This is a genomic window from Streptomyces sp. NBC_00104 (assembly GCF_045160825.1).
In the GTDB taxonomy this organism is placed as follows: domain Bacteria; phylum Actinomycetota; class Actinomycetes; order Streptomycetales; family Streptomycetaceae; genus Streptomyces.
Genome location: NZ_CP108215.1, coordinates 6225130 through 6249195 on the forward strand (window position 1 = coordinate 6225130; position 24066 = coordinate 6249195).

General features: G+C 71.5%; 20 protein-coding genes and 3 pseudogenes. 20 read left to right on the top strand and 3 right to left on the bottom strand.

Annotated elements, in window-relative coordinates:
• The first annotated feature begins 69 nt into the window (after window positions 1–69).
• Entirely contained in the window at window positions 70–2163 is a 2094-nt protein-coding gene (locus tag OG272_RS27435) for a hypothetical protein (protein WP_405895123.1), read from the top strand.
• Window positions 2164–2281: 118 nt separating this feature from the next.
• Window positions 2282–3028, top strand: a complete 747-nt coding sequence (locus OG272_RS27440) for a UPF0158 family protein (RefSeq protein ID WP_405895124.1) — start codon at window positions 2282–2284, stop codon at window positions 3026–3028.
• A gap of 225 nt (window positions 3029–3253) precedes the next feature.
• On the opposite strand, the pseudogene OG272_RS27445 reads toward OG272_RS27440, so the two are convergent.
• Together OG272_RS27445 and OG272_RS27450 are read right to left on the bottom strand one after the other, a co-directional pair.
• A pseudogene (locus tag OG272_RS27445) lies at window positions 3254–3597 on the bottom strand (aminotransferase class I/II-fold pyridoxal phosphate-dependent enzyme); the annotation flags it as partial.
• Between the two features lie 477 nt (window positions 3598–4074).
• A complete protein-coding gene (locus tag OG272_RS27450) occupies window positions 4075–5307 on the bottom strand; it encodes a pyridoxal phosphate-dependent aminotransferase (protein WP_328223741.1) in 1233 nt (410 codons plus the stop codon).
• Window positions 5308–5427: 120 nt separating this feature from the next.
• On the opposite strand from OG272_RS27450, the gene OG272_RS27455 reads away from it, so the two are divergent.
• The 11 genes and pseudogenes from OG272_RS27455 to OG272_RS27505 form a co-directional block, all read left to right on the top strand.
• Window positions 5428–5655: a hypothetical protein gene (locus OG272_RS27455; RefSeq protein ID WP_328223742.1), complete on the top strand. Its 228-nt coding sequence runs from the start codon at window positions 5428–5430 to the stop codon at window positions 5653–5655.
• A 347-nt stretch (window positions 5656–6002) separates the two neighbouring features.
• On the top strand, window positions 6003–6308 hold the full coding sequence (locus OG272_RS27460) for a hypothetical protein (protein WP_327728476.1): 306 nt from the start codon (window positions 6003–6005) through the stop codon (window positions 6306–6308).
• Window positions 6309–6476: 168 nt separating this feature from the next.
• A complete protein-coding gene (locus OG272_RS27465; protein ID WP_327728475.1) occupies window positions 6477–6863 on the top strand; it encodes a hypothetical protein in 387 nt (128 codons plus the stop codon).
• A gap of 577 nt (window positions 6864–7440) precedes the next feature.
• Entirely contained in the window at window positions 7441–7962 is a 522-nt protein-coding gene (locus OG272_RS27470; protein WP_326579752.1) for a DUF2617 family protein, read from the top strand.
• Window positions 7963–8184: 222 nt separating this feature from the next.
• Window positions 8185–9819 carry a polyamine aminopropyltransferase gene (locus OG272_RS27475; RefSeq protein ID WP_328506516.1) on the top strand — a complete coding sequence of 545 codons (1635 nt, stop codon included), beginning with the start codon at window positions 8185–8187 and terminating at the stop codon, window positions 9817–9819.
• A 237-nt stretch (window positions 9820–10056) separates the two neighbouring features.
• Window positions 10057–10980: an SRPBCC family protein gene (locus OG272_RS27480; RefSeq protein WP_326579748.1), complete on the top strand. Its 924-nt coding sequence runs from the start codon at window positions 10057–10059 to the stop codon at window positions 10978–10980.
• A gap of 204 nt (window positions 10981–11184) precedes the next feature.
• A complete protein-coding gene (locus OG272_RS27485; RefSeq protein WP_405895125.1) occupies window positions 11185–11979 on the top strand; it encodes an aldose 1-epimerase in 795 nt (264 codons plus the stop codon).
• 91 nt (window positions 11980–12070) lie between these two features.
• Window positions 12071–12625, top strand: coding sequence for an orotate phosphoribosyltransferase (pyrE, locus tag OG272_RS27490; protein WP_326579744.1), 555 nt, complete (start codon window positions 12071–12073; stop codon window positions 12623–12625).
• A 209-nt stretch (window positions 12626–12834) separates the two neighbouring features.
• Window positions 12835–13857: a class II fructose-bisphosphate aldolase gene (gene fbaA / locus OG272_RS27495; protein WP_326579742.1), complete on the top strand. Its 1023-nt coding sequence runs from the start codon at window positions 12835–12837 to the stop codon at window positions 13855–13857.
• A 208-nt stretch (window positions 13858–14065) separates the two neighbouring features.
• Window positions 14066–15574: an MFS transporter gene (locus OG272_RS27500; RefSeq protein WP_405895126.1), complete on the top strand. Its 1509-nt coding sequence runs from the start codon at window positions 14066–14068 to the stop codon at window positions 15572–15574.
• 118 nt (window positions 15575–15692) lie between these two features.
• A pseudogene (locus tag OG272_RS27505) lies at window positions 15693–15767 on the top strand (DUF3151 family protein); the annotation flags it as partial.
• An 89-nt stretch (window positions 15768–15856) separates the two neighbouring features.
• On the opposite strand, the gene OG272_RS27510 reads toward OG272_RS27505, so the two are convergent.
• Complete coding sequence (locus OG272_RS27510) at window positions 15857–16276, bottom strand: DUF3151 domain-containing protein (protein ID WP_326579737.1); 420 nt, start codon at window positions 16274–16276, stop codon at window positions 15857–15859.
• 122 nt (window positions 16277–16398) lie between these two features.
• Here OG272_RS27510 and OG272_RS27515 point away from each other — a divergent pair, with 122 nt between their 5' ends.
• From OG272_RS27515 to OG272_RS27545, 7 genes and pseudogenes are all read left to right on the top strand, one after another.
• Window positions 16399–17847: a recombinase family protein gene (locus tag OG272_RS27515; RefSeq protein ID WP_327728470.1), complete on the top strand. Its 1449-nt coding sequence runs from the start codon at window positions 16399–16401 to the stop codon at window positions 17845–17847.
• Window positions 17848–17868: 21 nt separating this feature from the next.
• Window positions 17869–18150 (top strand): hypothetical protein, encoded by a 282-nt coding sequence (locus tag OG272_RS27520; RefSeq protein ID WP_327728469.1) that lies wholly within the window; start codon window positions 17869–17871, stop codon window positions 18148–18150.
• 643 nt (window positions 18151–18793) lie between these two features.
• Window positions 18794–18955: pseudogene (locus OG272_RS27525) on the top strand (DUF3151 family protein); the annotation flags it as partial.
• 159 nt (window positions 18956–19114) lie between these two features.
• Window positions 19115–19960, top strand: a complete 846-nt coding sequence (locus OG272_RS27530) for a tryptophan 2,3-dioxygenase family protein (protein WP_326579733.1) — start codon at window positions 19115–19117, stop codon at window positions 19958–19960.
• Window positions 19953–21212, top strand: a complete 1260-nt coding sequence (gene kynU / locus OG272_RS27535; protein WP_327728468.1) for a kynureninase — start codon at window positions 19953–19955, stop codon at window positions 21210–21212. Before OG272_RS27530 ends, kynU begins: the two co-directional genes overlap by 8 nt.
• Window positions 21213–21659: 447 nt before the next feature.
• On the top strand, window positions 21660–22613 hold the full coding sequence (locus OG272_RS27540) for an alpha/beta hydrolase (RefSeq protein ID WP_327728467.1): 954 nt from the start codon (window positions 21660–21662) through the stop codon (window positions 22611–22613).
• A 406-nt stretch (window positions 22614–23019) separates the two neighbouring features.
• The gene (locus tag OG272_RS27545) at window positions 23020–23922 is read left to right on the top strand and encodes an alpha/beta hydrolase (RefSeq protein ID WP_405896083.1); all 903 of its coding nucleotides are present in this window, start codon (window positions 23020–23022) and stop codon (window positions 23920–23922) included.
• Window positions 23923–24066: the final 144 nt, after the last annotated feature.

Below are 24066 nucleotides of genomic sequence, written 5' to 3' on the forward strand. Positions count from 1 at the left end.
AGTTGCCGGCGCCGGTTCGCCGATAGCGTGGCACGGCAACGACTACTGCTGACAGGTTGGACGGATTTCATGCGGACGCGGTTCGAACCCGAGGCCGAGGATGAGTTCGAGGCGGCGTGCGGGCTGCTGGTCGACCGCCTGGTCCGGTGGGCCGGAGAGCAGGGGCTGCCGGTGGACGGATTCACTGCCGAGACGGCCCTGGACTACCGACACCGGGCGACTGCCGACGGCCGGCTGGGGCTGTGGGAGCCGCGCCATGTGGAGGAACTGCTGCTCTCCTGGCTTCCCCAGCAGGTCACCGAGCTTCCCGGGGAGGAACGCGGTGACGCCCCGGGCACCCTGCGCACGCTGCTGCGCTATCTGCACGCCGCGCAGTTGGCGGACCCGCGCGGCCCCTCACTCCAGGATTCCCTTGCCGCGGTCGACAGGGTCGCGGACCGGCATCTGGCGGCGATGACGGACCGCACGCGCTGGGGATTGGCGAAGTTCTGGGCGATGACGGCCGCGGAGCAGGGCGTGGACGTCCAGGACGGGGCGGCGTTTCAGCGCTTCGCGGACCGGGCGCAGCGCGGGGAGGTCGCCTACGATCAGCAGGCTCTCGCCACGATCATGGAACGGCGGCTGACCGGCCGCGCGCTGTCCGACGTGGCCCGGGCCGAGCCGCAACTGCCCGTGATGCTTCCCCCGGACGACGAACTGCGCCGACGGGCCGAGGCGTCGACGACCGTGGCGCAGTTGCGCGGACTCGCCGAATGGGCGGGGCAGGGCGGCCGACCGGTGACGGCGACGGGACGGCTGCGGATGGCGGAGGCCCGCGAGCTGGTGGACGTACTCGGCACCGGCGACAAGATCGAGGGGGTGCGCTCCTCGGCCGACCTGCCGCGGCTGGGACTGCTGGTGGAGTGGGCGAAGAAGGCGCGTCTGGTCCGGGTGGTCAAGGGGCGGTTGTACGCGGTGGCCAAGGCCCGGCCGGTGCTGGCCGACCCGCTCCAGCTGTGGCTGCGCGCCTTCGACGCGTGCTTCGAACTGCGGCAGGCTCTGATCGGGGCGCGCAGCGGCCGGCACGTCGAGTCGATGTTCTTCGACGTCTACGAGGACGTCCTGGACGACGTGCTGAACACGCTCTACAGCCTGCCGTACCCGATGCCCTGGCCGCGGCTGCGCGACACGGTACACCTGGCCTATCGGACCTCCTTGCAGCTCGACGCCGGGTCGGACCTTCAGCACCGGATGTGGTTCGAGCACGCCGACCGGGACCTGCGCGCGGTGCTCGACCTGCTGGACGACCTGGGCGCGATCGAGCGTGACCGTGGGATGGCCGATCCGGTGTTCCTGGACATCGACCTCTCCGATGCCGGTCCCGAGCTGCTCGCGGACATGCCGCCGGAGCTCGCGGAGCTGCTGGGCGTCGCGGGGGCGGCAACGGACCCGGCGGCCCGGGAGCGTGCCGATGCCCGGCGAGAGGAGCTGGCCGCCGGGCCGGTCGAGCTCATCCGTCTCACCGAGCTCGGTACCCGGGCCGTACGGCAGCGGTTGCTGGCGGCCGGCAGGGACGCACCGTTGGTCGGTGAACTGGCCCAGGCGCCGGCGGCCGGCCTGCTGGGGGTGCTGGCCGAGCACTACGACCCGGACGCCGCCCGCACGGAGCTGGCCGACTGGATCACGGCCCGCGGTGAGCGGGAAGGTGCCCTGCGCCAACTGACCGACGCCGTAAGGACCATGACCTTCCGCACGCGTGCGCAGGCGATGCTCGACGTGCTGTCGGCGGCGTTGCCGGACGGTGAGGGCGAGCGGCTGCTGCGCACGCTGCGGCGAGACACACAGCTGGCGCCGCCGGCGCTGAACGCGCTGGCACACCGTGAGTTGCTGTCCCCCGAGGACATGACCGATGCCGAGCAGCTGCTGGTGCTCGCCGAGAGCCTGCTCCAGCTCGTGGAGTTGGCGGGCGGCGGGGACGGCGCCGAGGAGATGCTGCGCGCCCAGGGTCCCCAGGCCAGGGACGCGGTTGCCGCCGCGTTGGACTCCGCGCACCCGGACCGGGCCGGACTGGACGAGCTCAGGCAGCTGGCGGCCCGGGCGCTGGGTACCCACGGCGCCCGCATCGGCCGCGTGCGGAAGGCCCGGCGCTCGTCAGGCAAGAGCGGCCGCAAGCGGCGCAGCTGACCGGGCAACACCGCCTGCCCCCAGGCGCCGGGTGCGCCGGCACTGGCACGGAGCCGGGCGGAGGGAAACCGATGGGTCCCGGCGTCGTACTCCTCGGTGGCGCGTTACCGTCGGGGTCGTGGATGAGGGGTGGGGCGAGGACGGGCTGCGGGCCCTGCGTGGCGCGCTCCACGCGCAGGACGGAGTGGCGTTGTTTGCGGCGTTGCGTCGTGGACCCGTGCGTGAGGTGCTGCAGCTGGCCGGCGATGGTGTGGCCGGGGCCGCGGCGCAGGGCCTGCCGGGGACTGCGGAGCTGGCGGCCTTGTTTCTCGGCGCGCTCCAGGAGCGCGGCTTCCGGGGCGATGAGGAGCTGGCGGACCGGTTGCGCGCGGCCACGGGAGACGCGGCGGTGCCCCTCCTGCGTCCGCTCGCGGTCGATCTGGAGATGCTCGCCATGCTGCTGGAGGGCGACCCGGCCGAGTCCGGTGGCCGGATCGATCTGTCCACCGGGGAGTGCCGGCCTGCGTTCACCGACGAGCTGGGGCCTGGGCCCGAGGCTGAGGAGGACGACGATCCCGAGCGATGGCTGTACGTTCCGGCTCTGGGGTCCCGGGCCGGTTACCGGGACATGGAGCTGTTCATCGAAGAGGTCGAGGACGTCGCCCTTGCCGACAGGCTGCGGATCGCCATGGGCGGGCGGGGTACCTTCCGGCGCTTCAGGGACGTCCTCGCTGGTGACGAGCGCTTCTGGAGCCGGTACCACCGGTTCCGCGATGAGCGACAGCGCGGACGGGCCCGCGCCTGGCTGGCCGAGGAGGGCTACTGCCCGCACATCACCTTCTTCGTAGGGCCCAGCTCGACTTCGTACCCTTCGGGGCCGGTATGACTCGTTGCTGCCCCTGTCCTGCATGATCCGGGGGCGCTGTCAGCGGGCCTGGCGGCGCCGGTTGGTCGCTGATGGAAGCGTGTCCGCCGACAGGCGGGTTGCGTGACATGACTGCCGAGCACCGGTGTCCCGACTCGACCAGGCGGCAGTCGGGTGCGGGTGCGCGGCGGCTCGGAGCAACCAGGCCGCGTGTGGCCGGTACATACGCTGGTACGTCTGTGGCTGTCAGGCGGCCGGCGTCTTGAGTCGGGAGGCCGCCTCCTCCAACACGCCTGTCCACTTGCAGAACGCGAAGCGGACAAAGGGGGCGCGCCCTGCTCGCGGTGGTCGTAGAAGACCGCGTTGGGGATGGCGACCACCCCGCAGCGCTCCGGCAGGGCGCGGCAGAAGGCGAAGCCGTCGGTCTCGCCGAGGGGTCGGATGTCGGCGGTGATGAAGTACGTGCCGGCCGGGCGGAAGACCTTGAAGCCCGCCTGCTCCAGGCCGCCCGCCGGCAGTTCGCGCTTGGCCCGCATGTCGGCGCGGAACTCCTCGAAGTACGAGTCGGGCAGGCTCAGGGCCTCGGCGACCGTGTCCTCCCACACCTCGACACCCACATCGAATGTTCTTCTGCCCAGTACGACCGCACCTGTCGAGTCCGAGACCTCTCGTGCGACGCGGCATCCACCTCGCTCCCTGACGTGTCAAAGATCCATTCATGCAGACGAAGACCACCCCGGCCCATGGGGTGCTCGGCGCTGATGTCCGGACCAGCCATGAAGCCGTCGAGCGACATGGTGACGTTCCACCTTGCTCATGAGACAACTACCTCTCCACGCGGTGTGTGGTCGACCAGCCAGACGGTCAGACCGGGCGGCGAGGCCGAACTCATCGGTCTTCCGCCATGCGCGGGTGGACATAGCTGTACTTCACTGGGGCGACGCCATGGGGCGCTGTCCGCTGCCGAGGTTGATCGGCCGCTCTGCACTCGATCGAGTGCAGACCACCCGGCACCCACGCCGGTGATGATCTCGCCTCGACCTCACTCGCGAGGGAGGAGCGCGAGTTCAGGACGCCAATCGTTGCAGGCGGCTGGTGGCTTCGGCGAGGACGTCGTCCTTCTTGCAGAAGGTGAAGCGGACCTGGCTGCGGCCGGCGTCGGGGTCGTCGTAGAAGACGGAGTTGGGGATGGCGACGACGCCGCAGCGTTCGGGGAGGGCGCGGCAGAAGGCGTGGGCGTCCTTCTCGCCGAGGGGGGTGATGTCGGTGGTGATGAAGTACGTGCCCTGGGGTTGGTAGACCTTGAACCCGGCCGCGCGCAGGCCGTCGCCGAGCAGGTCGCGCTTGCGCTGGAGATCGGCGCGGAAGCCGTCGAAGTACGTGTCCGGCAGGCGCAGCGCCTCGGCGACCGCGTACTGGAACGGGCCCGCGCTGACGTAGGTCAGGTACTGCTTGGCCGTCCGGACGGCGGTCACGAGTTCCTGGGTACCGGTCACCCAGCCCACCTTCCAGCCCGTGAAGGAGAACGTCTTGCCCGCGGACCCGATGGTGACGGTCCGCTCCCGCATCCCCGGGAAGGTCGCGAGCGGCAGGTGCTCGGCGTCGTCGAAGACGAGGTGTTCGTACACCTCGTCCGTGACCACCAGCAGATCCCGCTCGACGGCCAGCTCGGCGATCGCCGTCAGCTCCTCACGGGTGAGGACCGTGCCGGTCGGGTTGTGCGGGGTGTTGATCAGCAGCAGCCGCGTCCGGTCGGTGACGGCGGCCCGCAGCTCGTCGAGGTCCAGCCGGAAGCGCCGATCCGCGACTCCGTCGCGGGTTCCCTCGGACGGCCGCAGCGTCACCGGTACGCGCGTCCCGCCCGCCATCGCGATACAGGCCGCGTACGAGTCGTAGTACGGCTCCAGGGCGACCACCTCGTCGCCGGGCTCCAGCAGCCCCAGCAGCGCGGCCGCGATGGCCTCCGTGGCGCCCGCCGTGACCAGCACCTCCGTGTCCGGGTCGAAGGACAGCCCGTACCGCCGCCGCTGGTGGTCGACGATCGCGGTGCGCAGCTCCGGGACGCCCGGCCCCGGCGGGTACTGGTTGCCCAGGCCGTCACGCAGCGCCCGTACGGCGGCCTCGCGGATCTCCTCGGGGCCGTCGGTGTCCGGGAAGCCCTGCCCCAGGTTGATCGCCCCGGTCCGCAGGGCGAGCGCCGACATCTCGGCGAAGATCGTCGTCCCGAACTCGGCGAGCCGCCGGTTGAGCGGAGGGCGAGGGGTGCGGGCGGGGCTTGCGCTGGAGGTCATGGCCGTCATCCTGCGCCGAACCTCTGGACTTCCTCAACTCGGCTTTGACCGGTGAGGCGCGAGGGCATCCCCACGTCACGCACGGCCCACGGGGGGCCTGCAAGGGGGGAACGAAAGGCAGGTGCCGAGATGGAGGTCTTCTTCGTCTTCATGGGCGTCGTCGTCCTGGTCGGTGTCGTGTCGGCGCTCGGCCGTCACTCGGGGGTGGGCCGTCGGCGCTCGCACAGCTGGTGGGCGGGCGGCGGGTCGTCCCACGGGAGCGGCGGTTCGTCGTCCTGCGGGGGTGGCTCGTCGTGCGGCGGCTCCTCCTCCTGCGGTGGCGGCGGAGGCGGCTGCGGCGGTGGCGGCGGCAGCTGACGCGACGAAGCTCTGGACCCGACCGACTCGGCTTGGAGCGGTCGGCGGCGGGGGGATCCCCGCGACATGTGAGCGAGGCACCCACGGGGGCGCTTCGGGGGACACAAGCAAGGAAGAGGGGAGGGTGGGCCATGGCGGACGTCGGCTTCATCCTGGTACTCGTGGCCATCGGTCTGGCCATCGTCGTCGGAGCCGTCAGGAGCTCCAGGCGGCGCGGACGGCGCCGCAGCTGGTGGGCGGACGGCGGTGGCTCGTCCGGGGGGTCGTCGTGCGGGAGCGGCTCGTCCTGCGGAGGCGGGTCCTCCTGCGGCGGTGGCTGCGGTGGCGGCGGCGGAGGGGACTGACCGATGACCGTGGCACTCCTCACGCTCGGCGTCCTGCTGTTCGTCGCCCTCGTGGTGGTGGTGGCGTCGCTGGTGGTGCCCATCGTCGTGGTGATCAAGTGGGGCGGCATCGGCGACGGGCCCGGCCTGGGCCCGCCCCGTACGCCCCGGCGGCACGACAGCTGGTGGGCGAACGCCGCGCGGGCGCCGTGGCCCGACGGTGAGGGCGACAGCCACGGACACGGCGACTCCTCGTCGTGCGGCGGCGGCAGCGGCGGCGGCTCGTCCTGCGGAGGTGGTTCGTCCTCCTCCTGCGGCAGCAGCGGCTGACCGCGCACGCGCAGGCTCCGGATTCGTCACGCGTACGACAAGCTCTGGACTTGCTCAACTCGGCTTTGAGCGGTCACCGGCGGGGGCATCCCCGCCACACGCAAGTGAGCGAGGCGCCCACGGGGGGCCGCTTCGGGGGACTCAGGAGAAAGAGGGGAGGGTGGCGCCATGAACGCGATCGCGGTGATCGGCATCATCCTGGCGGTGATCTTTGTGGGGACGTTGACCATGGTGGCCGTCAACAACCGCAGCAGGGGGAACGCGGCACGACGGCGTCGGTCGTCCGGCCGCGGCGGCAACGCGTACCGGAGCAGCCGGGGCGGCAGCAGCTCCGACAACAGCGGCTCCGACAACAGCTGGTGGGTGCTGGGGGCCGCGGGCGTCGGCGACAGCGGTTCGTCGCACTCCTCGTCGAACGACGACCGGGGTTCGTCGTCCGGGGGTGGCGGCTCGTCCTGCGGCAGCAGCTCGTCGTCGTGCGGCAGCAGCAGCGGCTCGTCCTGTGGTGGCGGGTCCTCCTGCGGAGGCGGGGGCGGATGCGGTGGAGGCAGCTGACACGGGGCAGCTGAGCTCCACGACACGAGCGCCCGCCGGGACGAACTCCCGGCGGGCGCTCGCGTGTGCAGGGCCGCTCGGACCGGGCAGGCGCCCAAGAGGACATGCTCGCCCCGCACCCGCACCCGCACCCGCACCCGCCCCGCACCCGCCCCGCACCCGCTCCACGCCCGGGCGGCGCACGGAGGCGACTTCTGATTCACGCCTGAGTACGCCGGGTGGGCCCGGTTGTCCGGTGGGCGCTCCCCGGGGTTTGCACGCCCGGCTCGGCGAGCGCGCGGGGAGCACGTCGGCCGACGGGGCGTACGCCCGGTTGAACAGTTGAGCTGGGCAGCCCTCGGGGGGATGGAAAGCACGTCAAGTTGGGTAAAAACGCTGTGGTGGCGCCACAGTTCATGATTCCCTATAAATCGCCGACGCAGCCCCCGGACGTCCCTCCCGGCAGGCCTGACACGGCTGACCGGACCGACGGGGACGTCGTCCTCACCCGACCTGGCTGACCGGGCCACGATCCCGGTGCCGACCGGGGTGCGCCGGACCCACTCCTCTTCTCTTTGCGTCGCTGCGGAGCCGACCCATGCTCACGACCCTGAACACCGCCTACACCGACACGCGCGCGGCAGACCTCGCCTGGGCCCTGGGGCGCGAACCGCTGCCCGCCCTCGCCACGCTCGACCTCGAACTCACCGGCGCGAAGCTGCAGTTGCGGCTGCTCGGCGCGTCCCACCAGGTACTCCTGGAGGAGGAGCAGGGCAGCCACTGTTCGGAGACGGTCGCGTGCATCCCGGGATCCAGCACGCCCCTCCCGCTCGGCGTGGCCAAACGTGCGGGCGACTGGGAGTACGAATTCGCCGCCCGCGTCGAGGTCCTGTCACCGGGTTCCTTCGCCGGCCGCGCCCAGGAGCTCCTGGCCCTCGTCTCCGACCACCCCCACGGTCTGGCGGGCGTCTTCCCCGGCAGTCCCTACGCCTTCACGGCGATGCTCGCGCAGCGCCACGAGGGGCAGGTGCACTGGCGTACGTGGCACGCGTATCCCCAGGACGGCCAACTGGTGGCCACAAGAACGAGGGTGGGGGTCAGAGTGTCGGTGACGCTGTGAGCGACGGGTGCGACGGGTGCGACGGGAGCGACGGGAGCGACGGGAGCGACGGGAGCGACGGGAGCGACGGGGTGGGTGGGACTGACTGGTCGCGCGGTTCCCCGCGCACCCGCACCCACCAACGCACCCGAACCCCCGAGCTATTAGGCACCCGGCGAAGCGTCGCAGACCACCCGTGTGGGTGACCCAGCGCAGCGCGACCGTGACGGTAGCGTGCCTGGAGTGATCGAGCCGCACGCCCCCGCACCCCCCGGCGCCCCACCCCCCTGGCGCGGCCACGGCGGCCCGGGCGCCCAGGCGTGGCTGCCGGTCCGCCCGGGAATCGGCCGCTTCCTCGTCCTCGCCGGCGTCTTCGTCTGCGCGGCCTGCGGACTCGTGTACGAACTCGAACTCGTCGCCCTCGCCGCGTACTTGATCGGTGACTCCGTCACCCAGGCCTCCGTGGTCCTCTCGGTCATGGTCTTCGCCATGGGCATCGGCTCCCTCGCCGCCAAAGGCCTGCGCCCCCGCGCGGCCCTCGGCTTCGGCGCCATCGAGGCCGCCCTCGCCCTCGTCGGCGGCTGCAGCGCCCTCGCGCTGTACGCGGCGTTCGCCTGGACCGGCGACTGGGGCGGCATGTGGGCGAGTGGCTCCCGCTACCTCCTCGTCGCGTTCTCCCTGGCCATCGGCCTGCTCATCGGCGCCGAGGTCCCGCTGCTGTTGGAGCTGATCCAGCGCATCCGCCGCCAGGACGCGGCCGGCGCGGTCGCCGACCTGTTCGCGGCCGACTACGTGGGCGCGCTGGTCGGCGGCCTCGCCTTCCCCTTCCTCCTCCTGCCCTGGCTCGGCCAGCTGACCGGCGCCCTGCTCACCGGCACGGTCAACGCCCTCGTCGGCGGCGCCCTCGTCCTCGGCCTGTTCCGCCACGACCTGACCCGCCGCGCCCGCTGGCTGCTGCTGGTCACCAACCTCGTCGTCCTCGGCCTCCTCGCCACCGCCGCCGTACACGTGGACGACTTCGAACGCGCCGCCAGGCGCGCGGTGTACGGCAAGGACGTACGGGTGGCGCTGCGGACCGGCGTCCAGGAGGTCGTCCTCACCGGCGGCCGGGACGGCCGTCCGCTCTCCCTCTTCCTCGACGGCCGGCTGCGCATCAGCGGCCGTGACGAACACCGCTACCACCGGGCCCTCGTCCACCCCGCCCTGCACGCCGGCCCGCACGCCCGCGTCCTCGTCCTCGGCGGCGGTGACGGCCTCGCCGCCCGCGAAGTGCTCCGCCACGAGGACGTACGGCAGGTGGACATCGTCGAACTCGACCCGGGCGTGGTGCGTCTGGCCCGCACGGACCCGGCCCTCTCCGCCCTCAACGGCCACGCCTACGACGACGACCGCGTCCGCGTCTTCACCGAGGACTCCTTCGCCTGGCTGCGCGGCGTCCGCCCGACCCAGAGGTACGACGTCGTGATCTCGGACCTCCCCGACCCCGAGATCACGGCGAGCACCAAGCTCTACTCGCAGGAGTTCTACGGCCTGGCCCGCGAGGTCCTCGCCCCCGACGGCCGCATGGTCGTGCACGCGGGCCCGGTGTCGTCCCGTCGGCACGTGTTCTGGACGGTCGACGCCACCGTCCGTGCCACCGGCCTGCGCACCACGCCCTACCGTGTCACCGCCGCCGACCCCGGCTTCGTCACGGGCCCCGACCGTACGGCCCACACCTCCCGGTCCCCCCACGACTGGGGCTTCGTCCTGGCGACCCGGCCCGAGGGCGGCCGACGCCCACCGCCGGCCCTCGGCACCGGGGCCGCGCGACTCGACGCCGCCGACCGCGTACGGGACCTGCCACCGTCGACGCTGGTGCACCCGAGGTACGTCGGGTGAGTCGTGTGTGGCCGGTTGAGCTGACTGCGGCCGAGGGTGACGCATGGGTCGGGTGGCGCGCATGGGGTCGGTGGCGCGCACTGGGTCGGGGCGGCGCGGATGGCGCCGCGTGGGGCGGACAGGGCCGCGCGGGGTGGATGAGGCCGCGGGGGCGGATGGGGCCGCGTGGGGCGGAATACGAGCAATAACGCGTATGTACGGGTGCGGTGCGGTGCCACCTGGGTAGGCTCGGATTCCATGGAGCATGAGGTGTTCGTTCCGGTTCCCGTCGGCCGCCTCCGGGAGGCGCTGTCCGACCCCGAGCGGGTGGCCCGAGCGGTCCCCGGGCTCCAGCAGGACGCGGGCACCCCACCCGTCGCCGGCCGCCTGAAGGTACGGGTCGCCGGCCACACCATCACCTACCGCGGCACCCTCCGGATCACCGCCCGGGACGACGGCTCCTACGCCGTGGAGGGCGACGCCGCCGAGGTCCGAGGCACCGGCACCGTAGAACTCGCCCTCACCCTCCGCCTCAGCCCGGCCCTTGAGGGCACCACCCTCACCTACACCGCCACGGCCACCGCCGATGGCCGTATCACCGAACTCCCGGCCGACTCGGTGTCCTCGGCGGTGACGCGACTGCTGGGCAAGTTCGCGGAGAACCTGGGGACGGCGACCGAGACCGAGTCAGAACCCGCTCCCGAGCCAAGTCCCACTCCCGAAGCAGAGAGTGCCGCAGCGGAGAGCGCGGCAGCCGAGGGTGGCGAAGCCGAGGGTGGGGCTGACACGGGTGGAGCGGCAGAAGCCGCGGACGCCGCGGACGCCGCGGACGCCACGGAAGCCGAGGAAGCCGCGGAAGCGGTTGACGAGCAAGGCGCGGGGGACGAAGCCGCGGCCTCCGTCTTCGACGCCGACGTTCCGCCGTCCGCGCTGGACCCCTTCACCGAGGGGGACTTCGTCGCCGGGGGTGAGCCGCCGGCGGAGGCCGCGCATGCGCGGCGGACGATGATCGGCCGCAGCGCGGAGGAGGTCGACCACGCCCCGCCCCGCGGCCGCTACGCCCCGGTCCCGGCCCCCGAAACCGTCTCCGCGCGCGCCACCCTCCGCTGGGCGGCCCCGGCGGCGGCCCTCGCCGTCGCCTCCGCCATCGTCGTGAGCCGCGCTCTGCGCAAACGCCGCTGACGTCGTGGCCCGCGGGGCGAAGGAAACCGCCCCCGCCCCCGCCCCCGTCGTCTGCGTCTGCATCTGTCTGTATCTGCATCTGCGGTGTGGCCGGTGGGTTTTCGCCCTGGCCCTCTTCGTCGGCGTCGCCCGCCGCCGGGCGGCCCCGTCGGGCGAGGCGCGGTCCGGCAACTGCCCGAGTCGTGGGCCCAGTAGGGTCGAGGGGTGAGTAGCGAAGAGATCACGTTGGCCGCGGGTGACGCGGAGGTCGTGCTGGCGCCGGGGAACGGTGGCCGGGTGGCGGGGCTGCGGGTCGGTGGGGTCGAACTGCTGCGTCAGGGCGAGCGGTTCGGGTGCTTCCCGATGGTGCCCTGGTGCGGACGGATCAGGGACGGACGGTTCCGCGACGGCGGCAGCGTGCAGCAGATGCCCCTCAACGCCCCGCCCCACGCCATCCACGGCACGACCCGCGAGGGTGCCTGGCGCGTCGCGAGCCACGGTGACACCGAGGCCGTCCTCACGTACGACCTCGTCGAGCCCTGGCCCTACCCCGGCCGCGTCACCCAGGTGGCCACCCTCAGCCCGGACGCCCTCACCCTCACCATGTCCGTGGAGGCGTACGACTCCTCCTTCCCGGCGCAGATCGGCTGGCACCCCTGGTTCAACCGGAACCTGGCCGGCGGCGGCGAGGACGTACGGATCGACTTCACGCCCGCGTGGCAGGAGGAGCGCGGCGCGGACCACCTCCCCACCGGCAAGCGCCTCGACCCCGGGCCCGGCCCCTGGGACGACTGCTTCGGCATGCCCGACGGCGTCGACGTCACCCTCACCTGGCCGGAGCGGCTGGAACTGAAGGTCGCCTCCCGAGAGCAATGGGTCGTGATCTACGACGAACAGGCGGAGGCCGTGTGTGTCGAACCCCAGACCGGGCCGCCCAACGGCCTCAACACCCACCCCCGCCTCGTCACCCCCATCGACCCCCTCGAAGCCACGACCACATGGACCTGGCGGCGCCTGTAGAGCGACCTGGCGGCGCCCGGAGAGGGATCTGGCGGCGCCCGGAGGCGGACAGCCTGTAAGCGGACATAAGGGCCCCCTTAAGCTGGCTGCCATGACTGACGTGGACGTACGTGGATCTCTGCTGCGGCAGATCAAGGACAAGGCCGTGGTGCACGGCAAGGTGACCCTGTCGTCGGGTCTGGAGGCGGACTACTACGTCGACCTGCGCCGCGTCACCCTCGACGGCGAGGCCGCCCCGCTGGTCGGTCAGGTGCTGCTCGACCTGACCGCCGACCTCGACTTCGACGCGGTCGGCGGTCTCACGATGGGCGCCGACCCCGTGGCCGGCGCGATGCTGCACGCGGCCGCCGCCCGGGGCCGCAGGCTGGACGCGTTCGTCGTCCGCAAGGCGGCCAAGGCGCACGGCCTGCAGCGCCGCGTCGAGGGGCCGGACATCGCCGGCCGCCGGGTCCTCGTCGTCGAGGACACCTCCACCACCGGCGGCTCCCCGCTGACCGCCGTCGAGGCCGTGCGCGAGGCCGGCGCGGAGGTCGTCGCCGTCGCCACCATCGTCGACCGGGCGACCGGCGCCGCCGAGAAGATCGAGCAGGGCGCCGGGGTCCCGTACCTCTTCGCGTTCTCGAAGGACGAGCTGGGCCTCGACTGAGGACCGAGGCTCGTCCGACGGTAGGAAGAACCGGTAGGAAGAACCGGTAGAAACACCGGCGAACACCAAGGTCAGGGGTTACCGAACAGTTCTGGACACCCTGGCCGGAGCATCGGGTCCCGTCTGGAAGGATGGGGCCGACGATGATGTCGCAACCCTAGGTCAGGGCTCGTAAGCACAACGCCACCCGCACATACAAGGAGCGGACCATGCCCATCGCAACCCCCGAGGTCTACAACGAGATGCTCGACCGGGCGAAGGCAGGCAAGTTCGCCTACCCGGCCATCAATGTGACCTCGACCCAGACGCTGCACGCCGCGCTGCGGGGCTTCGCGGAGGCGGAGAGCGACGGCATCGTCCAGATCTCGACCGGCGGCGCCGAGTTCCTGGGCGGCCAGTACAGCAAGGACATGGTGACGGGCTCCGTCGCCCTGGCCGAGTTCGCGCACATCGTGGCCGAGAAGTACCCCGTCACGGTCGCCCTGCACACGGACCACTGCCCGAAGGACAAGCTGGACGGCTACGTACGTCCGCTGCTCGCGGTGTCCGAGGAGCGGGTCGCGCGCGGCGAGAACCCCCTGTTCCAGTCCCACATGTGGGACGGCTCGGCGGAGACCCTCGCCGACAACCTCTCCATCGCCCAGGAGCTCCTCGCCCGCGCCGCCGCCGCGAAGATCATCCTTGAGGTCGAGATCACCCCGACCGGTGGCGAGGAGGACGGCGTCTCCCACGAGATCAACGACTCCCTCTACACGACGGTCGACGACGCGATCCGCACGGCCGAGGCGCTGGGCCTGGGCGAGAAGGGCCGGTACCTCCTCGCCGCGTCCTTCGGCAACGTCCACGGTGTGTACAAGCCGGGCAACGTCGTCCTGCGCCCCGACCTCCTCAAGGAGCTGAACGAGGGCGTGGCCTCCCGCTTCGGCAAGGAGTCCCCCTTCGACTTCGTCTTCCACGGCGGCTCCGGCTCCACCGAGGAGGAGATCCGCACCGCCCTGGAGAACGGCGTCGTCAAGATGAACATCGACACCGACACCCAGTACGCGTTCACGCGTCCGGTCGCGGCCCACATGTTCCAGAACTACGACGGCGTCCTGAAGATCGACGGCGAGGTCGGCAACAAGAAGACCTACGACCCCCGCACCTGGGGCAAGCTCGCGGAGGCCTCCATGGCCGCCCGCGTCGTCGAGGCCTGCGGCAACCTGCGCTCCGCGGGCACGAAGATCAAGTAAGCGGAAGCGGTACGCGGCGGCCGCACCGCCCACACCTGCCCGCAGCCGCACCAGCGGCTGCGGGCAGCCGTGTTTCGGGGCACGGTCCCAGCCGGACGCCGGCGGCACGCGGGCCGCCTCGCGCCGCAGGGTGATGCCACCGGCCCTCACGGTGGTAAGCGCCCCCGCACATCTGGCCCAATCGCCCTCCGCACGGGATGATCCCTCCATGGCCGACGTACGCATGGCCTCCTCCCAGGGCAAGTGGATCCTGCTGACCACGGTGCTCGGCTCCAGCATGGCCTTGCTGGACTCGACGGTCGTGAACGTCGCCCTGCCCCGCATCGGCCTGGACCTGGACGCCGACCTCGCGAGCCTCCAGTGGATCGTCAACGCGTACACGCTCACCCTCGCGGGCCTGATCCTCCTCGGCGGCGCGTTGGGCGACCGTTTCGGCCGCCGCAAGGTGTTCGTCGTGGGTGTGGTGTGGTTCGCCGCGGCCTCCCTCCTGTGCGGCATCGCCCCGACCGGCGGCGTGCTGATCGCCGCCCGAGCCCTCCAGGGCGTCGGCGGCGCACTCCTCACCCCCGGCTCCCTCGCCCTCATCCAGGCGTCGTTCCACCCCGACGACCGAGCGAAGGCCGTAGGCCTGTGGTCGGGTTTCGGCGGCATCGGCGCGGCCGTCGGCCCGTTCCTCGGCGGCTGGCTGGTGGACGGCCCGGGCTGGCGCTGGGTCTTCCTCCTGAACGTCCCCCTCGCCCTCCTCTGCGTCCCGATCGCCCTCCGCCACGTACCGGAATCGGCCGGGGGCACCTCCCGGCCGGTCGAAGCCGCGAGTGGGGGAGGCCGCGGCCACGAGCGGGGCTTCGACATCCTCGGCGCCACGCTCGGCGCCGCCTCCCTCGCGTTCATCACGTACGCGCTGGTCGAGGCCAGAGCGGGCACGGTCGCGGTCGTGGTCACGGCCGTCGCAGGCGTGGTGACGGCCGTGGCCTTCGTCCACGTCGAACGCCACCGCCCCGACCCGATGATGCCGCCGGAGATCTTCGCGTCCCGCCAGTTCACGGCGGTCAACATCGTCACGCTGTTCGTGTACGCGGCCTTCAGCGGCTTCTTCTTCCTCGCCGCCCTCCAGCTGCAGGTGGTCTCCGGCTACTCCGCCCTCGGCGCGGGTACGGCCCTCCTGCCCATCACCGTCCTGATGCTGCTCCTCTCCGCCCGCGCGGGCGCCCTCGGCGAACGCATCGGCCCCCGCATCCCCCTCACCGTCGGCCCCCTGCTGTGCGCGGCGGGTGTCCTGCTGATGCTCCGCGTGGGCCCCGACGCCTCGTACCCCACCGACGTCCTGCCCGCCCTCCTCGTCATGGGTCTCGGCATGGTCGCCCTCGTGGCCCCCCTGACCGCCACCGTCCTCGCCTCGGTCTCCACCGACCACGCCGGTCTGGCCAGCGGCATCAACAACGCCGCCGCCCGGGCGGCGGGCCTCCTGGCGGTGGCCGCGCTCCCGCTCATCGCGGGCATGGGCCCGGAGGCCTACCGTTCGCCCACCCAGTTCGACGACGCCTTCGACACGGCCATGCTCGTCTGCGCGGCAGCCCTCCTGGTCGCCTCGGTCCTCTCCTACACCACCGTCCGCCGCCCCGCCCCCGACTGCCACCACCCCGAATGCCGCACACACGGCTGCGTGACGGCTCCGCCACTGGAGGGGGAGCAACGGGGCGAGGCGGCGAAGGACTAGCGGAGCCCCGAAAGGGGCGCGGGGAACTGCGTGAGCAACCACCCACGACCCGCACCCGCCCGATCACGCTGCTCCCCGAGCCATGAGGCGCCTTTCAACCCGGCCGGACACCCGCCGACGAAACCCCACCCACCGCGGCCTGGACTCCCTGCGCCGCAACGGCTGGAAGGGCCATGGCCCCGTCCCCCGGGAGAAGAGTGCTACATGTAATCGTTCAGTTTCTGTATTCCGTGCCGCCGTCACTTCTGAGTGACGGCGGCACTTGCGGTTCAACTGCGGTGACTACCGCTTCAGCTCCGTGTACGCCTCGGCACTGCTGTCCTTGAGGAACTGCCAGCAACGCTCCGTCTCGTCCTTCTCGTTGATCTCGCCCGCGGCACGAGCGAGGGCGGCGAGGCAGCGCAGGAACCCGCGATTGGCCCGGTGGTCCCAAGGGATGGGGCCATGCCCCTTCCACCCGGCCCGGCGCAGCGAGTCCAGACCGCGGTGATAGCCGGTGCGTGCGTAGGCGTAGGACTCGACAACTCGCCCCGCCTCGAAGGCGTCGTCGGCGAGCATCGCCCAGGCGAGCGAGAACGTGGGGTGGTGCGCCGCGACCTCGACCGGGGGCTGGGACTCCTCGCCCAGCAGGCGGTACGCCTCTTCGTTCTCCGGCAGGTAGGTCGGATCCGGGCCGCCGAGCAGGTTCTTGTGCGTCGTCATGTAAGCAGTCTGCCACTTAGGGGTGGGCGTCCGGGACGCCTCCGCGGAACATCGGCCGTGGACCAGGTGGATATGAGAATGGCGCTTGATGTACCTGATCGCGATGTGCGACGATCCGGCGCATGGCGGCACGGCGGGGGTCCTCCGGGGCCATTCAGGTGGGCATCTACACCCGGATCAGCAAGGACGACGAAGCCGAGGGGCTGGGCGTCGCACGGCAGGAAGAGGACTGCCGACTGCACTGCGCTGCCCGGGGGTGGGAGGTCGCCAAGGTCTACGAGGACAATGACCTCTCCGCGTACAAGCGCAAGACGGTCCGCCCGGAGTTCCGGCAGATGTTGGAAGACCTCAAGGCCGGGCGGATCGACGGGGTCGTCGCCTGGGACATCGACCGCTTCACGCGTCAGCCGCGTGAACTGGAGGCGTGGATCGACGAGTACGAGGATGCCGAGCGCCGGAAGCGCCACCTCGTCTTCGACTCGGTATCCGCGTCGGATATCGATCTTTCCACGGAGAACGGCCGGGTCATCGCGCGGATCAAGGTCACCATCGCCAACAAGTCCTCGGCGGACACCTCGCGGCGTACGAAGCGCAAACATCTGGAACTGGCGGCGCAGGGCAAGCTCCCCGGTGGCAGGGCGCCGTACGGATGGAACCGCGAGGACCGCAGGACGCTGGTGCCGGAAGAGGCCGAGAACCTCCGCAAGGCGGTGAAGGACTTCCTGGGCGGCATCCGCTGGGCGTCGATCGCGCGTGAGTGGCGGGAGAAGGGGGTGAGGTCGCACAGCGGCGGTCTCTTCGACGACTCCAAGATCAAGCGGATGCTGATGAACCCGCGGATCTGCGGATATCGGATGCACCAGGGTGAGTTGTTCCTGGACGAGAGTGGTGAGCCTGTCGTCGGCGACTGGGAGCCGATCGTCACCCCCGATGACTGGTACCTGCTCAAGGAGAAGGTTCGGCGGGAAGGGGAGGGGCGGGACGTACGGGACTACGCCACCAAGTACCTTCTCTCCGGCATCGCTCGCTGCGGAAGGTGCGGTGCCAAGATGCGGGCCTTCCCGTCGTACCGGAAGTCGAAGACGTCATCGCAGTTCAGGTACGCGTGCCCCGGTAAGAACGACGGGGGATGCGGGGGAGTGGCCAGGGCCGGCGAACCGGTCGACCGTCTCATCAGGAACGCCGTGTTCCTGAGCTCGGACAAGGCGCTGGCGAACGTCCGCGAACGTGCGCCGGAATGGACCAAGGAGGAACAACTGGCCTCCCTGGAACGGGATATGGCCGAGTTCAAGCAGGCGTGGCAGGAGAAGCGCATGTCTGCCGCTCGCTACATCGTGCTCACCGAGGACCTGGAGAAGCAGATCGCGGAGCTGCACCGGGAGCGATCTCTGCACCGAGCCGAGGCGGCGACCTTTGCGACCGGTCCCATCGACATACGAGAGCGGTGGGAGAAGCTGACGATCGAGCAGCAGCGCGCCGCCGTCCTCAAGGTCTTCCGTGCGGTCGTCATCAGGCCCGCGTCCAACGGACCGATCTTCGACCCGGCGGACATCGAGCCGGTGCTCAGATGACAAACGCAAGCCGGGTCCCCAGTGCGGCACGAGAAGGCGTATACCGGGCCCAGCCACGTCAAGCCGTTCGGCGGAGAGGCCCTCATCACCTGGCGCGCGGAGGAAGGAACCTGGTGGTGGATCGCGACCGCAGCCAGCGGGCGGGGTGACGAGGCTCCCGAGCATGTCACCTATGACTCCAGCGAGGAGGCCGCAGCCGCAGCCGGCGCGTTCCTTGCCGCCAACGCCACCACCGCCCAGAAGACAACCGAGCCTTCAGAGTTGAACGGCGCGGAGGTGCACGTCTCGGGTACGTCGGCATAGCCTCGGTCTATCGGGACGATCCGCCGGTTTCTCAGTGGACGTACGTTTCGGTTGGCCGTGGATTTCCACTGGTGACTTCCGCAATCTCCGCGAACTCTGGCTCCGTGGCAAGGGCGATCGAAGAGCCTGCCGTACGTGGCCGGTCTCCAAGAACTGCGCCACCGGGGCCCGCGCGAAAACGCCTTCGTCGAACTGCCTGAAGCGCTGGCCGGCCTTGCCATCTGTGCAAGCTCGACAGCCGTCTCGCACGGTAGCCGGACTGGGTGGTGGGCATGCGCTGGAACGCCCACGAACCTTCCTCGTCTCTGCCGACCGCGCTGGAGCGGCGAGGGCGACGCGCGAGCGGACGAAGCCGCACGGGGCATCAGCGAAAAGACCGCGCATCGCGCCGCACGTGCCCTGACCGATTGGTTCCGGACACTGAAGAAGCGTCCGGAATCACCGCGCAAGATCACGCCGGGACCTCAATCCGTTTGTTGTGGAGGAGTCTCCCCTGTCGGAGCCTTGTTCCCCGTCCACTCCGTGGAGCAAATCCTGGCAAGCTCCACCACCCACTCCAGGTCCCGCTCAGGCAGCTGGGCCGCGAGGCTGTCCAGCCACTCCTGTTCGGTCATACCGTGCCCCCTCACGTTCTCGTGTACATCATCCACCATTTTCCTTGGAGCACGAGCCGAACCGGGGCTTCCTGCGCGCCCTGCACGCCCTCGCCCGTGCCGCGGGAGAGATCGGCGAGCAGGAGGAGTACGAGCGCTGCTCCCAGTTCCTGAAGGACTCCTCCCCGACGGCGGCGCAGACACTGGGCTGAGCTGACCCGAGGGGTTGTTCGTGCAGGTCCGCCTGGTGTGACCAGGCGGACCTTGCGGTGCGGGGGGATATCGCCGAACATGCGAGTGGGGACCGGGGCCCCCGTGTCGGAATTCGGCAGGGGCGGACCGCTACCCGGAGTACACAACAGGAGACAGCGATGTCCCTTACGGCTCAGCCCCACGAGGCTTCGGAGCCCGAGACCCCGCATCTCGACTTCCAGGGAACGACCCCGTACGAGGATTACGTCCAGGCGGACGTCCTCACCCACCTCCAGCACCCCCTCTCCGACGACCCCGGGGAGATGGTCTTCCTGGTGACCACCCAGGTCATGGAGCTGTGGTTCACCGTCATCGTGCACGAGTGGGAGACCGCGACCTCGGCGATCCGGGGCGACGACGTGGCGACCGCGAGGGACGCGCTGAAGCGTTCCGTACGCGAACTGGAGGCCCTGAACGCCTCCTGGCGCCCGCTCGCCCAGCTCACCCCGGGCCAGTTCAACTCCTACCGTGCCGCTCTCGGCGAGGGCTCCGGATTCCAGTCGGCGATGTACCGCCGGATGGAGTTCCTGCTCGGTGAGAAGTCCGCCTCCATGCTCGTACCGCACCGGGGCGCCCCCCGCGTCCACGCCGAACTGGAGAAGGCGCTGCACGAGCCCAGCCTCTACGACGAGGTGCTGCGGCTCCTGGCCCGCCGCGGTTACGCGATCCCCGAGTCCGTCGTAGGCCGTGACGTCTCCCAGCGGTACGAGCCCTCCGCCGAGGTCGAGGAGGTGTGGACCGAGCTGTATTCCGGCGACCCGGACCACGAACTCGCCCGTCTCGGCGAGGCGTTGACCGATGTCGCCGAACTCGTCTGGCGCTGGCGCAACGACCACCTCGTCTCCACCCGCCGCGCGATGGGCTCCAAGGCCGGCACGGGCGGTTCCGCCGGCGTGGCCTGGCTGGAGAAGCGCGCCCGGAAGAACGTCTTCCCCGAGCTGTGGACGGCGCGCTCCCATGTCTGAAACCACCGCACTCGGCACTGAACTGACCTCCCTCGCAAGGGAGTTGGACGCGGCCGACGAACTGTCCGGCCTGCGCACCCGCTTCGTCCTCGACGACGCCGTGTACCTCGACGGCAACTCGCTCGGCGCGCTGCCGGTGTCCGTTCCCGGCCGGCTCACGGACGTCGTGTACCGCGAGTGGGGCGAACTGCGCATCCGTTCCTGGGACGAGAGCGGCTGGTGGACCGCGCCCGAGCGGATCGGTGACCGCATCGCTCCGCTGGTGGGCGCGGCGCCAGGCCAGATCGTGGTCGGCGACTCCACGAGCGTCAACGTCTTCAAGGCGGTCGTGGCGGCGGTACGCATGGCGGACGAGGCCGGCGACGGCCGCCGTGACGAGATCCTGGTCGACGCGACGACGTTCCCGACGGACGGCTACATCGCCGAGTCCGCGGCCCGTATGACGGGCCGCACGCTGCGTCCGGTGACCCCGGCGGAGGTGCCGGCCGCCCTGAGCGACCGTACGGCCGCCGTCCTGCTCAACCACGTCGACTACCGCACCGGCCGCCTCCACGACCTCCCCGCCCTGACGGCGGCGGTCCACGGGGTCGGCGCCCGCGTCGTCTGGGACCTCTGCCACAGCGCGGGCGCCCTCCCTGTCGGCCTCGACGAACACGGGGTCGACCTGGCGGTCGGTTGCACCTACAAATATCTCAACGGCGGCCCCGGTTCCCCGGCCTACCTCTACGTCCGCCACGACCTCCAGCCGCACTTCGACTCCCCCCTCCCCGGCTGGACCTCCCACGCCCGGCCTTTCGCCATGCACCCGTCGTACGAGCCGGCCACGGGCGCGCCGCGGGGCCGCGTCGGCACACCTGACATCCTGTCCATGCTGGCGCTGGAGGCGGCACTTGACGTCTGGTACGGGGGGAGGGGCGGGGGCGCCGCCGAAGAGGTGGGGGTGACGATCGAGTCGGTCCGCGCCAAGTCCCTGGCCCTGACGGACTTCTTCCTGCGCTGCGTGTCGGCGTACGCCCCCGAAGGCCGTGTCGAGTCCCTCACGCCGACCGCCCACGCGGAACGCGGCAGCCAGGTCGCCCTCCGCTGCGACGACGCCGGCGACGTCATGAAACGCCTCATCCACCAGGGCGTCATCGGCGACTTCCGCCACCCCGACGTCCTCCGCTTCGGCTTCACCCCGCTCTACGTCGGCTTCGCGGACGCGGAGCGAGCGGCTCGGGTGCTGGGGGAGACGTTGAAGTCGATGGGGTAGGGGCACGGGGGGAGAGAGAGGGAGATCTTGTGGCCCGGTCGTCCCAGCCGCGGGCAGTCGTGCCGCTGCGGCGGCACACCGTCCCCACCTGCGGGCAGTCGTGCCGCTGGGGGCGGCAGGGGTGGGCGCAGGCGGCACCCGGCAAGCGCCGGTGAGCGAAACCCGCCCCCGCCCAGCCCCAGTCTCGGCGCCGGGCCCCTTCCCTCCCTTCCCTCCCTCCCTCCCTCCCTCCCGTCCCTTCCCGTCCCGCTCCGTTTCCGTCCCGTCCCGGACCCGTTCCCACCCCGCCCCCGCTACCCCGCCCCGCCTCTCTGACCCGGCGTCACATCCCCGTGTCAGCGCACGTCACCCGCCTGATACCGTCCCCGCCAACGGCAGGCGTCCCCCTCCCAGGGACCCGCCCACCCAAACCCTTCCAAATCCGTTTCACCCCCGAGAGGTTGGCGCATGCCGGACGACGACGCCGCAGCCCGCGATGCCGCCGAAGAGGCATCCGCCTTCTCGCACCCCCCGATCGCCCCCGACATCACGGCCGCCTACGGCGACCACCCGGACCAGGTGATCGACTTCTACGCCCCCCGCACCGCCCCGGGTACGGCCATACCCTCCGAGCCCGACGCGGCCGCATTCGCATCCACAGCCGCCACCGCGGCCACCGGCACCGCCCCCCTCGTCGTAGTCCTGCACGGCGGCGCCTGGCGCGCCCCCTACGACCGCCACCACATCACCCCCTTCGCCGACTTCCTGGCCCGCCACGGCTTCGCGGTAGCCAACGTCGAGTACAGAAGGGGAAGCTCACTTCCCACCCGGACCGGACCCACCGGCACCCCGGGCCCGATCGCAGGACGCTGGCCGGAGACGTTCGACGACATCGCCGCAGCCCTCGACGCCCTCCCCGCCCTCGTAGGCCGGGCCCTGCCCCAGGCGGACCCCCGCCGCACGGTCCTCACCGGCCACTCCGCCGGTGGTCACCTCGCCCTGTGGGCCGCCGGCCGCCACGTGCTCCCGGCCGACGCTCCGTGGCGTACCCCCCGTCCCGCCCCCCTCCGCGGCGTCGTCGCCCTGGCCCCGATCGCCGACTTCGCCGTCGCCGAGAAGCTCGACGTCTGTGGTGGCGCGACCGCCCAACTCCTCGGCGGGCAGGACAAGTTCACCGAGCGCCGCCCCTACGCCGACCCCGCGCTCCTGCTCCCGACCGGCATCGCCACCACCCTCGTACAGGGCCGCGCCGACATCGTCGTCCCCCAGGCCGTCGCCGAGGCGTACGCCGACGCCGCGGCCAAGGCGGGCGAGGTCGTGGGTCTGACCCTGCTGGAGGAGGTGGGCCACTTCCCCCTCATCGATCCGGCGGCGGACGCGTGCGCGGTGGTGGTGGAGGAAATCGCACAACTGGCCTGGTGAACGGCGCCCCGGCGAGCCCCCGCACCACGGCCCTCACCCCTCCCCGCTGATACCCGTAGTACCTGAGAGCTACATCCCAGGTGAGCTCCCTGGCGTGACGCCGACCACGACCTCCGATCCATAACTTCCTTCCCAGAGCGGCCCGACGGACGGGCGGCGCGAACGGGAAGGGGCGGGTGGCATGGGGGTCGCGACATGGCCGGAGGCAGAGCTCCGGCCACCCACGGAACGCCGCCCCTCGCACCCGCAAGCACAGCCCGGGCCACCCCCACCCCCACCCCCACCTGCGAGCGCACCCGCACCCGCACTCTCATCGGCCGCCACACCGACAGGCCCTCGCCGCTCCACCCCCTGGTCTCGAACCCCTTGGTCGGCCCGGCTACGCCGAACGTTCCTCGCCCTGTTGGTGGCCACGGCCGTCATCGTTCCCCTCTCCGCCGCGGCCAGGCCGCGGATCCCCGCCCCACCCCCGGCATCACTCGCCCCGCCGACCCCGACGACACTCCGGTCGACGTACGAGGCCAACCGCGTGAACGCCGCGGAGGCGGCCCGCATGGCCGACGCCCACGGCGACCGAAGCCGAGCTGCGACGGACCGCTGGATGGCGGAACCCGGCCGGCAACTCCTGACGTTCGACGGCCGGGGCCCGGGCCAGGCCGTGGAAGTCCTGGGCGACCTGCTGAAAGCCGACCGCATAGCGATCCTGGTTCCTGGTTCGGACACGAGCCTGGACACCTACGGCCGCCTCCACAAAGCCGCGCTGGCCCTGCACGACCGCACGGGCCCGGACACGGCGGTGATCGCCTGGCTCGGCTACGAAACACCCGGAACCATCAGCACGACGGCCCTCACCCCCACCCGAGCCGACCGGGCGGCGCCCCACCTCCGCACGTTCATCCGCGAACTACGAGGCCTGGTGGGCGACTCCACCGGCATAGCTCTCCTGTGCCACTCCTACGGCTCGGTCGTGTGCGCCCGCGCCGCCACCGATCTCGACGACATCGACGACATGGCCCTGATCGGCAGCCCCGGCACAGGCGCGGACAGCGCGGCCGCCCTGCACACCTCGGCACGCGTGTGGGCGGCCCGAGGCGCGGACGACTGGATCGGCATGGTCCCCCACACCCGAGCCGACCTCTTCGGCACCACCCTCGGCTTCGGCCCCGACCCCACCTCCCCCTCCTTCGGCGCCCACGTCTTCACCGCGGGCCCCGCCGGCCACAGCGACTACTTCACCCCCCACTCCACCTCCCTCAACAACCTCGCCCACATAGCCCAGGGCGCCCCTTCGGAGGTATCCCATGCGTGACAACACCCCCATGCCAACGGCTGCACACACTCCGGGAACGGGAGCGGGAGCGGGAGCAGGGGCAGGAGTCGGGAGCCGAGCCGGAGTCCGGGATGCGGCCGAAGTGCGAGCCGCAGTCGCCGACGGCGCTCGACCCCCACAGGG

Excerpts from the sequence above, each read along its gene's own strand:
- OG272_RS27435 (WP_405895123.1), top strand. The coding sequence starts at position 70 with ATGCGGACGCGGTTCGAACCCGAGGCCGAGGATGAGTTCGAGGCGGCG.
- OG272_RS27450 (WP_328223741.1), bottom strand. The coding sequence starts at position 5,307 with ATGACGGCCATGACCTCCAGCGCAAGCCCCGCCCGCACCCCTCGCCCT.
- OG272_RS27455 (WP_328223742.1), top strand. The coding sequence starts at position 5,428 with ATGGAGGTCTTCTTCGTCTTCATGGGCGTCGTCGTCCTGGTCGGTGTC.
- OG272_RS27460 (WP_327728476.1), top strand. The coding sequence starts at position 6,003 with ATGACCGTGGCACTCCTCACGCTCGGCGTCCTGCTGTTCGTCGCCCTC.
- OG272_RS27465 (WP_327728475.1), top strand. The coding sequence starts at position 6,477 with ATGAACGCGATCGCGGTGATCGGCATCATCCTGGCGGTGATCTTTGTG.
- OG272_RS27470 (WP_326579752.1), top strand. The coding sequence starts at position 7,441 with ATGCTCACGACCCTGAACACCGCCTACACCGACACGCGCGCGGCAGAC.
- OG272_RS27480 (WP_326579748.1), top strand. The coding sequence starts at position 10,057 with ATGGAGCATGAGGTGTTCGTTCCGGTTCCCGTCGGCCGCCTCCGGGAG.
- pyrE (WP_326579744.1), top strand. The coding sequence starts at position 12,071 with ATGACTGACGTGGACGTACGTGGATCTCTGCTGCGGCAGATCAAGGAC.
- fbaA (WP_326579742.1), top strand. The coding sequence starts at position 12,835 with ATGCCCATCGCAACCCCCGAGGTCTACAACGAGATGCTCGACCGGGCG.
- OG272_RS27500 (WP_405895126.1), top strand. The coding sequence starts at position 14,066 with ATGGCCGACGTACGCATGGCCTCCTCCCAGGGCAAGTGGATCCTGCTG.
- OG272_RS27510 (WP_326579737.1), bottom strand. The coding sequence starts at position 16,276 with ATGACGACGCACAAGAACCTGCTCGGCGGCCCGGATCCGACCTACCTG.
- OG272_RS27515 (WP_327728470.1), top strand. The coding sequence starts at position 16,399 with ATGGCGGCACGGCGGGGGTCCTCCGGGGCCATTCAGGTGGGCATCTAC.
- OG272_RS27530 (WP_326579733.1), top strand. The coding sequence starts at position 19,115 with ATGTCCCTTACGGCTCAGCCCCACGAGGCTTCGGAGCCCGAGACCCCG.
- kynU (WP_327728468.1), top strand. The coding sequence starts at position 19,953 with ATGTCTGAAACCACCGCACTCGGCACTGAACTGACCTCCCTCGCAAGG.
- OG272_RS27540 (WP_327728467.1), top strand. The coding sequence starts at position 21,660 with ATGCCGGACGACGACGCCGCAGCCCGCGATGCCGCCGAAGAGGCATCC.